The sequence below is a fragment of the Bacillus sp. NMTD17 genome (assembly GCF_002998735.1).
Classification (GTDB): domain Bacteria; phylum Bacillota; class Bacilli; order Bacillales; family Bacillaceae; genus Bacillus.
Window position 1 is genome coordinate 632,253 of sequence record NZ_PVRH01000001.1, and the last position, 12,716, is coordinate 644,968.

A 12,716-nucleotide genomic window follows, 5' to 3' on the forward strand; every position below is an offset into this window, starting at 1 on the left:
GCATGCGTAAGCCAAAGGTGTCTATCATCATGGGCGTCTACAATTGCCAAGACACAGTAGAAGAAAGTATTGAATCCATTCTTCATCAAACATATGACAACTGGGAGCTCATCATATGTGATGACGCATCAACAGACGGCACCTATGAAAAAGTGCTGTCTTATACAAAACGAGACCCTGAAAGAATTCGCCTTATCCGCAATGAGCATAATCAAAGGCTCGCTGCCAGTCTGAATCGCTGTCTCGCTGAAGCAAGGGGAGACTTGATTGCACGGCAGGATGGCGACGATGTATCAGTACCAGTTCGTTTAGAAAAACAGGTTCATTTCCTAGAAACACATCCTGAATATGATGTGGTCGGTACGGCGATGACGGTGTTTGATGAATCGGGTACAAAAGGTGTACGTGCACTGATTTCAGAGCCTGATCGGAAAGTGCTGGCAAGAGGGACGCCGTTTTGTCATGGAACCATTATGATGAGGGCTGCTGCATACAAGGCTTTACATGGGTATCGCTCTGTGAAAACAACAAGGCGGATGGAAGATATCGATCTTTGGATCCGTTTTTTTGCTGCGGGGAGAAAAGGCTTTAATTTACAAGAGCCGTTATACCTTGTGAGAGAGGATGAAGCGGCCTTTCAGCGCCGTAAGTTTCAATATTCGATGGATAATGCCTGGCTCGTTTTAAAAGCATGCTGGTTATTAAAATTGTCGCCGGTTCATTATCTGTTTGCACTAAAGCCGGTGGTCCGCGCCTGTTTATCACCGAAGATCATGAAATTTTATCACCAGCGGAAGTTGGAGGCGTCTTTGTTGAAAAGGAGGACGATTCGGGATGAGTGAGCCAAAGCGTGTACTCCATATTGTGGGCGGGATGAACCGCGGCGGGGCTGAAACGATGATCATGAACATCTATCGTGCACTCGATAGAAATGTCCTTCAATTTGACTTTATTACCCACCGAAAGGATGTCTGTGATTATGATGAGGAAATTCAGAGGCTCGGGGGACGCATCTTGTACGTCCCAAGTATTGGGGCGTCCTCTCCTTTGGCATTTGTGAAAACATTGACAAAGACAATCAAACGAACAGGACCGTATCAGGCAGTGCATGCCCATACGGATTTTCAAACAGGTTTCTCCGCACTTGCTGCGAAATTGGCGGGTGTGAAGGTGCGGATTTGTCATTCGCATAATACAGCTTGGAAACAGTCGCCAAATTGGGTAGACCATATGATGCTCAAATGGTTTCGCCAGCTGATCTTTGCATTTTCTACACAGCTTGTTGCATGCGGTGAGGATGCCGGTTCCTTTTTATTTGGGCAGAAAAAAATGAAGAATGGACAAGTTGAGGTGCTGCCGAATGGGATTGATTTATCCCTTTTCTTTCAGCCTGATCCAGACGAAAAGGTGAAGATCAAAAAGCAGCGGGGTCTTCACGAAAAGAGCATGATTATTGGTCATATTGGCCGGTTTCATGAGCAAAAAAATCACGTTTTTTTTATGGAACTGGCACAGACCTTAAAGAAACAAGGGGTCTCATTTCAACTTGTCCTTGTAGGGGATGGACCACTGAGGCAGGTGGTTGAATCATATGCGGAGAAGGCAGGCTTGTTAGACGACATTGTCTTTACAGGCGTCGTATCAGACGTTCCGCAGTATATGAAAGCATTTGATGTATTTGTGATGCCATCCTTGTTTGAAGGACTTCCGCTTGTATTAGTGGAAGCACAGGCATCTGGATTGCCTTGTGTGATTTCAGATCATATTACAGAGGAAGTGGATTTAGGCTGCGGTCTTGTGAAAAGAATGTCGCTGGGGGATTCTGCGCATGAATGGATGAAGGCGGTGCTTGAAGCATATCATGCAGAGCCTCCTCTTCAAGAGACCATTACGTCCCAGCTTGAACAAAGAGGATTTGATGTCAAACAGAACATCACACGTGTGATGAATGGATATGGACTGTAAGGAAGGAATGGCAGATGGCGGTTTATTTGGTGAACATGATCATGGTCTATTTATGGTCGAGCTTTGCCGCATTTTACGGCAGGCGTGATGATACCATTCAAAGCGGATGGCGGCCTAACAAGATTCTGGTGTTATTTCCGTTTTTGTTTCTTTGTATTGTCGCTGGTATTCGGTACAAAGTAGGAACCGATTTTGTCACATATGGACAGATGTATGAGTTCTCCGTCAATTATGAAAAGCCTTGGCATATATTCGGACTTGGTGTGGACAAGGCGGCCACTGACCCAGGATTTACGTTTATTTTATGGATGCTCAATCAACTGTCCCGTGATCCGCAAATCATGTATATCTCGGTTGGGGCGATCACCTATTTTTTTATCATCAAGACGCTCATTCAATATGGCCGTCCCTTTGAGCTGAGTATGCTGCTTTTTCTCGGCACTTTTCATTATTACGCTTCGTTTAATGGCATGCGTCAGTATATGGTGGCTGCGGTTCTTTTTTATGCCATCCGTCTTGTGATCAATGGTCAGTGGAAATTGTATTTTCCGCTTGTCCTCGTATGTTCATTGTTTCATTCATCGGCTCTCATCATGATTCCTGTGTATTTTATCGTGAGAACAAAATCGTGGTCTTGGATGATGCTGGTTTTATGCATGATTTTCTTAGGGTTAACCGCTCTTTATGACCGCTTTGTTTCCGTGTTTGTCGTGATGCTGCAAGGCAGTTCATATGGGCATTACGAGGAATGGCTCACAACGAATACGAATGGAATGAATGTGACAAAAATTGGTGTGTTGGTTTTGCCGCTTTTGCTTGCTTTCCTTTATCGAAAACGACTTCGTGAGCTGACGCCTGAGAGTGATTACGTTGTGAATTTTTGTTTGCTCGGTTTCTTGTTTGGCATCCTTGCTACAAAGGATGTCATTTATGCAAGATTTCATATTTATTTTGGCTTGTATCAGCTCATTTTACTGCCATATTTCACCCGTATTTTTGATCAGCGGTCTAATGTCTTTATCTATGTAGGGATTGCTGTTTGCTATATTCTGTACAGCATCATGCTGATGCCGTTCGATTCATCTGTTTTACCGTACAGGACGATATTTACAAAGTAGATTTGGAGAAAGGTGGGGCATGTTGTAATGCCAGCTATCAGTCTATTGGTCGCAGTCTACAATACGAGTCAATATGTGGAGCAATGCCTTCAATCAATTGCAGATCAAAGTTTTTCAGATATAGAGGTGATTCTCGTGAATGATGGATCGACGGATCACAGCGGAGAATATCTTGAAGCGTTTGCTGCGCAAGATCAGCGCTTTCGGGTCATTCATCAAACCAATCAAGGGTTAGGCGCTGTGAGGAACCGGGGCATCGAAGAAGCAAAAGGGACGTATATCGCCTTTATTGATTCAGATGATATTCTCGCGCCTCATTACTGTGAAGCCTTGTATGAAAAAGCTGAAATGACCGGCGCAGATCTTGTTGTCAGTGAGTACTGGATTCAATTTGAACAGTCAAAGCGAACCATACCAACAACGCTGTTAGCCCAGCGATCAGCCGAAAAGACGAGTTTAATTGAAGCGTTATTGCACGGAGACATCACGGGGTTTTCATGGAATAAGCTGTATCGGCGTGCCTTTATCGAAGAACATCACATTCGATTTCCGCTGAGGGGGGAACTTGAGAACATAGAAGATCAATATGTGACGCTGCGCTGTTTTTCTTTATCACGCAGCATCGCCTTTGTTCATGAACCTCTTTATTACTACAGGGTTCATCTGTCATCTATTGTGCAGCGATATCAGAAGCAGTATTTTCATCATGGACTGACCTTTTATCATGCGCAGCGCTTGTTTTTGAAAGAATATGATGACATCTCTCTGTATGAGAAGGCACTTGATTTTTTTATTGTCAATCATACTCTTCATTGTATGCTCAACGAATGGAAGAGCCAAAATGCCCTCTCTATTCGGGAAAAGCTTGATCACATGCGGGAAATGGTGACACACGAGGCCTTTCTGTATGCCGTCAAACAAGTGGAACCATCGAAGCTCACCGCTCGAAAGCGAATGATTTTATTCCTTGCTAAGTGCCGGTTGGTTTATCCGCTTTCTGCCGCCGCTTCAAGCTATCAAAAATGGATCGAATATCAAACAAGGAAATAGGGGTGATGGGATTGACATTGCAGCAATTGAAGGCGCACGCCGCAGAGTGGCTGCTCTTAAAGGTTAAATATCCACTTGAATATCGACTGAGCCGCCAAAGCCTGCCAGAGCTGAGTCATCAGAAGAAAATCATTCTCACGCTGCTGCCGGGGCATGATAATTTAGGGGATCATGCGATTGCCTATGCGAGTTATTGTTTTTTAAAAGAGCACTTTCCCGCTTATGACATCATGGAAGTGGACATGAAAGAGATCTATCGCCTCGCTCGTCCGTTAAAGCGTATGCGGCACCCAGAAGACATCGTCTGTATCATCGGTGGGGGCAATATGGGGGACTTATACCGTTATGAAGAATGGACGAGACAATTTATCATGAAGACCTTTAAGTCCTATCCGGTGATTCAACTGCCGGCCACTGCCCATTTTACAGAAACAAAGAGAGGAAAAAGAGAGGAACGCCGCGCCATTCAGACATACAAACATCATCCAAGGCTGCTTCTCATGGCAAGAGATCAAACAACCTATACATGGATGAAGCAGCACTTCTCTGATCAAGATGTGTGGAAACAGCCTGATATGGTGCTGACATTAGACGAAGCATCAAAGGAACAAAAACGTGAAGGGGTTCTGCTTTGTCTGCGTGAGGATAAGGAAGCCTATCTCACCAAGGAGAGCCGGCAGCAGCTGCAGCAGCATATTCAAGACACGTATGATCAAGTCGGTTTCATCACAACGACAATTGGCAAACGAGTTGATCGAACGACTCGCTTAGATGAATTATCTGCCTTATGGACAGAGTTAAGAAAGGCGCAGGTCGTCGTGACAGATCGGCTTCATGGCATGATCTTTTGTGCGATTACGCATACACCGTGTGTTGTCCTCAGGTCGTTTGATCATAAGGTGATGGAAGGGTATGAATGGGTGGCTCATCTTCCGTTTTTGACGCTATTAAAAGAACCGAATGAGGCGGCTGTGAAAGAGGCGATTCATCAGCTGATGAAAACGAGCGGACAAAAGGGAGAGGAAGCTGGATGAAAGCTTTTAAACGCTGCGTGAAAACAAAATGAATCGAGCGTTTCTTTACAATGCCAGTGCAAACTTCATGACGTTTGTCTTGATGATGCTTATGTCTGTTTGTTTAACACCGTACATCGTTCATACACTTGGAGTGGAAGCATTCGGCTTAATCCATCTGACGCAAAATATGATCAACTATTTATCGGTTATTACGGCTTCATTAAGTGCTGTTGTGGTGCGCTTTTTTTCTGTGGCGGCTCATAAAGGAGAAATGGAGAAGGCGCAGCGCTATCTCTCATCTTATTTCGTTAGTTCCATTTTTTTATCGATCAGTCTTTTTCTGTTTTGTCTGTTCATGTCCCGTCAGCTGGTAGAGTGGCTTCATGTGCCTGTTCATCTCGCAAAAGACACACAGACCGCTTTTATATTAGGGGGTCTTTTATTTATGCTCAATTTTGTCATGTCCGGCATTGGGGCTGCGCCGTTTTATGCGAATAAGTTATATGTATCAAGTGTTGGTCAGGCCATTCAGATGTTTTTGAGGGCATTTATGATTGTGATGCTGTTTACATGGACGGCACCAGCCATCTGGCATATTCCGCTTGCGGCCGTCATAGGAAGCTTGGGGGCTATGGGAATCGGTATCTATTATTTTAAAAAACTCATTCCTTGGTTTTCGTTTAAGTGGCGGCACGTCTCATTATCTTCTAGTCTCACACTTGTTCGATCAGGGGTCTGGCATTCTTTTGAGCAAATGGGAATTTTGTTGTTTTTACAAATTGACTTATTGATGACCAACCTGCTCATTGGAGCGGAAGCGACGGGACAGTATGCGGCGATTTTACAATTCCCATTATTATTACGCACACTCGCAGGGACACTGGCGGTTGTATTTGCCCCAACGATCACGAAATTTTACTCGAATCAAGACAAAGAAGGTCTCATCCAATATGCAGCCAGTGCCATTAAATGGAGCGGTTTATTTGTCGCGTTCCCAGCCGCTTTACTAGGAGGGCTCGCCGGTCCGCTCATGCTTTTATGGCTTGGACCTGCCTTTGAAGAGCTGAAATGGCTTCTCATGATTCATGCAGCTTATTTATGTTTGACCTTGATGTTTTTACCGCTGACATATGTGCCGACCGCTTTTAATCGATTGAAAGTTCCAGCGGTGGTCACGCTCATATTAGGAGTATCCAATGTGATTTTTGCCTATGGATTGACTCATATGCTTCAGCTTGGCTTATATGGCATTGCATCAGCAGGAGCGATAGTTTTATTGATGAAAAATATCGTGTTTCTGCCATTTTATACGGCCCGCATCACGAATCAGAAACGCACCATCTTTTACAAACATACATTGGTTCCACTTGCAGGAGCACTCATGATTTGGGGCGTCTGTGCAGGGATTCAGGCGTTTTATGACGTGAACTCATGGTTGGAGCTGTTTTGTATTGGTGGTCTTTGTTTCATTCTCTATATGGGCTACTTGTATCAATTTGCAGGAACAAAACGAGAGCGGCAGCAGCTGGTGCATAAGGTAAAACAAGCTGTTTCCCGCTAGTGAGATAAGGAGATTTAATGATGAAAAGAATGTTAGATGTGATGGTGGCATTGACGCTGCTCATCGCAGGCAGTCTTCTTTTTCTTCTGATTTATGGGCTGATTCGGTGGAAAATTGGGACGCCTGTGTTGTTTCGGCAGAAGCGGCCTGGTCTGTATGGCCGGCCATTTATGCTATATAAATTTCGGACGATGACCGATGAACGCGACGAGCACGGAGGGCTCCTGCCAGATCATCTTCGATTAACAAAAACCGGCGCCTTGATTCGCAAGCTCAGTCTTGATGAATTGCCGCAATTAGTCAATGTCCTAAAAGGAGAGCTCAGTCTCGTTGGACCAAGGCCTCTTCTGATGGAGTATCTGCCGATGTATACAGAGGAGCAAGCAAGGCGCCATCTTGTAAAGCCTGGCATTACTGGATGGGCACAGGTGAATGGAAGGAACACGATCTCCTGGGAGGAGAAATTCACCTATGACCTCTGGTATGTCGAGCATCAAACGTTTTGGCTTGATATGAAAATTTTATGGATGACCTTGCTGAAAGTCATCAAAACAGAGGGGGTGCAGCAGCCGCATCATGCCACAGCTGAAAAATTCAAAGGAACCGATATGTAAAGAGCAACCCATAGGTTTAATTGGGGCTGGCGGGCATAGCAAAGTCATTCAGGAAATGATTGTTGCACATCCCGATTACTCATTATGTGCCGTATTAGATGATCAATTTGAAGAGGAGGCCACTCAAAGCGGCATCTTGTATGGACCGATCTCCATGAGTCAACAGCTGAGAGAGACAATGCCTCATATGAAATGGCTGATTGCTATTGGGCAAAATGAGATGAGACAGCTAGTAAAGGAACGCCTCTCATTTGAAAACAAGGCGTTTGCCACACTCATCCATCCAGAGGCGGTCATAAGTCCATCAGCGGTGATTGGAGGGGGAACTGTCGTGATGGCAAGAGCAGTGGTTCAAGCAGATGCAGCAATCGGTGAACATGCGATTATCAACACAGGATCTATCGTAGAGCATGACTGTATACTCGAATCGTTTGTGCACCTATCACCAGGAGCAGTGTTAACTGGCTGTGTGTCTGTACGAATGGGTACCCATATTGGGGCAGGTGCTGTTGTGATACCCGGGATATCGATCGGAAGCTGGACAATCATTGGCGCAGGAGCCGCAGTAACAAAAGATATACACGATCAGAAAGTCGCTGTAGGCATTCCTGCAATAGAAATCAAAGATCGGAGAGAAGGTGGGAAATGATGCAAGAAAGGAAACGAATTTACTTATCACCACCGCATATGAGCGGAAAAGAGTATCTGAAAATAGAGGAAGCTTTCAAGAGTAACTGGATTGCACCGCTTGGACCTCTTGTGAATGAATTTGAGCAGGCAGTCGCACGCTATGCAGGAGTGAATGCAGGAGCGGCTTTATCTTCTGGAACAGCAGCAATTCACCTTGCATTAAAGCTTATTGGCGTTCAAAAAGGTGACATTGTCTTTTGTTCCACCCTCACATTTGTTGCAACTGCAAATCCGATTTTATACGAACAAGCCACACCCGTTTTTATTGATTCTGAAAGAGATACATGGAATATGTGCCCGCTTGCTTTAGAGAAAGCCTTTGTGGAATCAAAACGACTTGGAAAAAGACCCCGTGCTGTTATTGTCGTGCATTTATATGGACAAAGCGCAAAAATGGACGAGATTCTGGCGTTGTGTGAAGCATATGATGTACCAGTCATTGAGGATGCGGCTGAATCGTTAGGTGCTCTATATAAAGGGAAAAAAAGCGGCTCAATGGGCAGGTTCGGTGTCTATTCGTTTAATGGAAATAAAATCATTACAACATCAGGTGGCGGTATGCTTGTGAGTGATGATGAAGCTGCGATCGAACGCTGCCGCTTTCTCGCTTCACAGGCTAGAGAACGCGCCATGCATTATGAGCATCAAGAGATAGGATACAACTATCGCATGAGCAACCTGCTAGCAGGCGTCGGGATTGCTCAGATGGAAATATTGGACGAGCGTGTTGAACAGAAGCGACGCATTTTCAAGCGTTATCAGGATGCTTTATCTAAGGTAGAGGGCCTGTATTTCATGCCAGAATATCAAGGCACCAAGTCCAACCGCTGGCTGACGACATTGACTATTGATCGTGATAAGAGAACGTCTCCAGTGGACATCATTGCTGCACTAGAAAAAGAACAGATCGAAGCAAGGCGTGTATGGAAGCCGCTGCACCAGCAGCCGCTCTTTCGTGATTGTCCTTTTTATTCAGCAGCGAAAGGCACTCCCGTATCTGAGTTGTTATTTGAAACAGGGCTTTGTCTCCCCTCTGGAACAAGTATGACAGAAGCTGAACAGGATCGTATCATTGACACACTTCATAATGCCCTGCGAGAAAAAACATTCACCTCTTCACAGGCTGCTCATTCGTAAGCAGCCTGTCTCTCTTTCTATCAAATTCATCAATTAATGGAATAAATAGGTATATGTATTGTCAATTCGTTTTAAATATGATATTGACAAAGGGGTCCTTCCTCCTTAAAATGAAAATGATTATCAGCGTCAATTAGGAGGAACATCTTATGTCTATTTGGAGTAAATTTTTTCCGAAAATTAAAATAAATACAGTATTACCTTTCCTGCTAATCTTTTTATTAGTAGGCTGCTCTCAAGCAAACAATGGAGCAGAAGGAAACAAGGATCATCCTGACATGATCACGATGGCTTGGCCGAGAGATATTGGCGAAATGAATCCGCACGTATACAACCCATCGCAATTGTTTGCACAATCAATGATTTATGAGCCATTGGTCAGCTATCAAAAGAATGGAAAGCTAAAACCTGAATTAGCGAAATCATGGGATGTTTCAAAGGATGGCAAGGTGTATACTTTTCATTTAAGAGACAATGTGACGTTCTCAGATGGATCTGAGTTTAATGCTAACATTGTGAAAAAGAACTTTGATTCCATCTTAAAAAACAAGGATATACATAGCTGGTTAGGTGTTATAAAAAAAATCAAAAAGACAGAAGCAGTAGACAAGAAAACGTTTAAACTCACATTAACAGAGCCATATTATCCAACTGTTCAAGAATTAGCAGTTGTCCGCCCGGTTCGTTTCTTAGGAGAAGCAGGCTTCCCTAAAAACGGAGATACGTCAAAAGGGATTGAAAAACCAGTGGGGACAGGCCCTTGGGTATTAAAAACATATCAAAAAGATGACTATGCCATTTTCGAACGAAATGATCATTATTGGGGAGAAAAACCAAAGGTTAAAGAAATCAAAGTCAAGGTGATCCCAGATGCGGAAACGAGAGTCATGGCATTTGAAAAAGGCGATGTAGATGTCCTTTACGGAGAAGGAACCATTAGCCTTGATGCCTACAAACAGCTAGAGGCGAGCGGCAAGTATGAAACAAAAATGTCAGAGCCTGTAGCAACGAGACAGCTTGTCATGAACACAAAAGTGGATCAGCTGTCAGATGAGAAAGTGCGTCATGCCCTTCAATATGCTATTAATAAGAAATCAATGGTAGAAGGTGTCACCTCTGGCTTAGAGGATGAAGCAGATCACATATTGCCGACCAACATGCCTTACACATCTGATATTAAGGTGAAGTCTTTCCAGTATGATGTAGACAAAGCGAAAGCATTGCTGGATGAAGCAGGCTGGACACTTCCAAAAGGAAAAACCGTTCGTGAAAAAGATGGAAAAGCGCTTGAATTTAGTATGATGTATGACTCAGCAGAATCGATTCAAAAAGCGATGGCTGAGACGCTTCAAGCAGAATGGGGAGCCATTGGCGTTGGCGTCAAACTTGAAGGTGTGGAGCTGGCAACACAGGTGCAGCGCTTTAAAGCCAACAAATTTGATATGAACTTCTTTAGCAACTACGGAGCGCCTTATGATCCGCATACATTTATGAACGTCGTCTCATCAGATGGTTTTGGATTCAAAGAAGCCATCTCAGCCTATCCAAATAAGGACAAGCTGATCAAAGAAATGAGCGAAATTCCATCAACAACCAATGAAAACAAACGAAAAGCACTTTATTCGTCTGTGTTATCTTCATTACAGGATCAAGGGGCGATTGTGCCAATCTCTTATTTTAAAAAGACAGCCGTTTATCAAAAAAATGTGAAGGACTTTGAGTTCCCAGCAAATCGTGATGAACATCCATTCACAGGCATTAAGCTGAAGTAATAGAAGGAAGGTAAGGAAATGGGCCGCTATATCGTCAAACGCATGCTATCAATCATCCCTGTATTTTTATTAGCCACACTTTTTACGACTGGTATGATTCACCTTTCACCAGTTGACCCGGCTGAGGCATATTTAGCAGCGGCTCATATCCAGCCTACGGATGAAATTTTAGCGCAAAAACGAAATGAATTTGGTTTAGACCAACCGTTTTATATGCAGTATCTTCACACCATTGAAAAAGCCATTCACCTTGATTTTGGCCAGTCGTATATGTCCAACCAGCCTGTGCTCAATGAGGTGATCTATAGAATACCAGCGACGATTCAATTGGCGCTTACTAGTCTATTGATTGCTATTTGTGTCAGCATTCCGCTCGGCTTTTTCAGCGGCATGAGGAAAAATGGCGTCGTTGATCATATGAGCCGGCTTATTTCTTTTTTAGGAGCATCTATCCCGACGTTTGTCTTGGGGTATTTGCTCATCTTCTTTTTTTCAGTGAAGCTCGATCTTTTACCAGTTGAAGGGGTCGGAACATGGGAGCATCTCATCCTGCCGTCGATCACACTGGCCGTCCCTTTAATTGCTACGTATACAAGGCTATTACGATCAAGTGTGAGTGAGGCGCTTCAAGAGCCTTTTGTTCAATATGCGAGAATCAGAGGATTAAAGGAACGGTCGATCATGTTCAAGCATGTATTGAGAATCGCGATATCGCCAATGCTGACAGGGCTTGGGGTGAATCTTGGCAAGCTGCTGACAGGAACCATTATCGTAGAGGCGGTTTTTTCATGGCCGGGGTTTGGGCGCTTCTTTATTGAAGCGATCTTTAACCGGGATCTGCCGGTCATTCAATTCTATGTCCTCATGGCAGCATGTATCTTTATCTTGAGCAGCTTGATTGTGGACTTGCTCCAACTGATCATTGACCCCCGTATTTCCAGAAAGGAAGGCCGCCAGCCATGATGACAAAAGGAAAATATCTCTTCTCTCATCAAAAGATGATCTCGATCTGTGTGGTGCTCCTTGGTCTATTGCTGATTGTGACAGTATGTGCACCGTGGATCGCTCCACATGATCCGGCAGCTGTCAATCTAGCGATGAAGCTAAAGGGGTCTTCGTGGGAGTATCCTCTTGGGACAGATCAATTAGGCCGATGCAATTTATCTCGAATTTTATATGGTGCACGTGTTTCACTAGGCTGTGCGTTATTAATCTTTCTCTCTTCTTTATTGATTGGGTTAATCGTTGGTTTGTTGTCAGGTTACAAAGGCGGCTGGATCGATCACGTCTTGATGAGAATCTGTGACGGGATCATGGCATTCCCGAACCTGGTGCTGATTCTTGGATTAGTCGGCATCTTCGGTCCTGGACTTTCTCAAGTAGTGCTTGCCTTGATGCTGGTACAATGGGTATACTATGCTCGCGTCTTTCGAGGAATGGTGCTGAGTTTAAAAGAACAGAACTTTATTGCTGCCGCAAAAATCAGCGGGACGTCCCACTGGAACATCATGAGAAAGCATATGATTCCAAATGTCCTGCCGCCGCTCGCGGTCATTGGTACACTCGAAATGGGCTGGGCGATTATGGACATTTCTGCGATGTCCTTTCTCGGATTAGGCGTTCAGCCTCCTATGCCTGAATGGGGAGCGATGATCCATGAAGGGAAGTCGTACATTCAAACGAATCCTCAGTTGATGCTGTACCCAGGTCTTGTGATCATGGCTGTCGTGGTCCTCTTTAATTTACTAGGAGAGGCCCTCTCAGAGAAATATGGTATCAAACGCCGTGTGTAA

Annotated in this window: 12 protein-coding genes; all 12 read left to right on the plus strand. The window is 44.3% G+C overall.

Translation table 11 applies throughout. The annotated features are described in order from the left end of the window. Positions 1-2 precede the first annotated feature (2 nt). The 12 genes from epsE (at position 3) to nikC (ending at position 12,716) form a co-directional block, all read left to right on the plus strand. Complete coding sequence (epsE, locus tag C6347_RS03140) at positions 3-842, plus strand: glycosyltransferase EpsE (protein ID WP_060597340.1); 840 nt, start codon at positions 3-5, stop codon at positions 840-842. Beyond that, positions 835-1,965, plus strand: coding sequence for a glycosyltransferase family 1 protein (locus C6347_RS03145; RefSeq protein WP_106071381.1), 1,131 nt, complete (start codon positions 835-837; stop codon positions 1,963-1,965). Before epsE ends, C6347_RS03145 begins: the two co-directional genes overlap by 8 nt. A gap of 14 nt (positions 1,966-1,979) precedes the next feature. Next, a complete protein-coding gene (locus tag C6347_RS03150) occupies positions 1,980-3,083 on the plus strand; it encodes an EpsG family protein (RefSeq protein WP_066030345.1) in 1,104 nt (367 codons plus the stop codon). A gap of 27 nt (positions 3,084-3,110) precedes the next feature. Further along, complete coding sequence (locus C6347_RS03155) at positions 3,111-4,133, plus strand: glycosyltransferase family 2 protein (RefSeq protein ID WP_106071382.1); 1,023 nt, start codon at positions 3,111-3,113, stop codon at positions 4,131-4,133. A 5-nt stretch (positions 4,134-4,138) separates the two neighbouring features. After that, complete coding sequence (locus C6347_RS03160) at positions 4,139-5,167, plus strand: polysaccharide pyruvyl transferase family protein (protein ID WP_106071383.1); 1,029 nt, start codon at positions 4,139-4,141, stop codon at positions 5,165-5,167. Between the two features lie 28 nt (positions 5,168-5,195). Continuing rightward, positions 5,196-6,710 carry an MATE family efflux transporter gene (locus tag C6347_RS03165; RefSeq protein WP_106071384.1) on the plus strand — a complete coding sequence of 505 codons (1,515 nt, stop codon included), beginning with the start codon at positions 5,196-5,198 and terminating at the stop codon, positions 6,708-6,710. Between the two features lie 20 nt (positions 6,711-6,730). Next, complete coding sequence (locus C6347_RS03170; RefSeq protein WP_060597336.1) at positions 6,731-7,324, plus strand: sugar transferase; 594 nt, start codon at positions 6,731-6,733, stop codon at positions 7,322-7,324. After that, the gene (locus C6347_RS03175) at positions 7,287-7,973 is read left to right on the plus strand and encodes an acetyltransferase (RefSeq protein WP_066030348.1); all 687 of its coding nucleotides are present in this window, start codon (positions 7,287-7,289) and stop codon (positions 7,971-7,973) included. The genes C6347_RS03170 and C6347_RS03175 overlap by 38 nt, the downstream gene beginning before the upstream one ends. Beyond that, complete coding sequence (locus tag C6347_RS03180) at positions 7,973-9,151, plus strand: DegT/DnrJ/EryC1/StrS family aminotransferase (protein ID WP_106071385.1); 1,179 nt, start codon at positions 7,973-7,975, stop codon at positions 9,149-9,151. The genes C6347_RS03175 and C6347_RS03180 overlap by 1 nt, the downstream gene beginning before the upstream one ends. Before the next feature lie 149 nt (positions 9,152-9,300). After that, positions 9,301-10,923, plus strand: a complete 1,623-nt coding sequence (nikA, locus tag C6347_RS03185) for a nickel ABC transporter substrate-binding protein (protein WP_060597333.1) — start codon at positions 9,301-9,303, stop codon at positions 10,921-10,923. 18 nt (positions 10,924-10,941) lie between these two features. Beyond that, positions 10,942-11,886 (plus strand): nickel ABC transporter permease subunit NikB, encoded by a 945-nt coding sequence (gene nikB, locus C6347_RS03190; RefSeq protein WP_106071386.1) that lies wholly within the window; start codon positions 10,942-10,944, stop codon positions 11,884-11,886. Continuing rightward, positions 11,883-12,716 (plus strand): nickel ABC transporter permease subunit NikC, encoded by an 834-nt coding sequence (nikC, locus tag C6347_RS03195; protein ID WP_034660032.1) that lies wholly within the window; start codon positions 11,883-11,885, stop codon positions 12,714-12,716. The genes nikB and nikC overlap by 4 nt, the downstream gene beginning before the upstream one ends.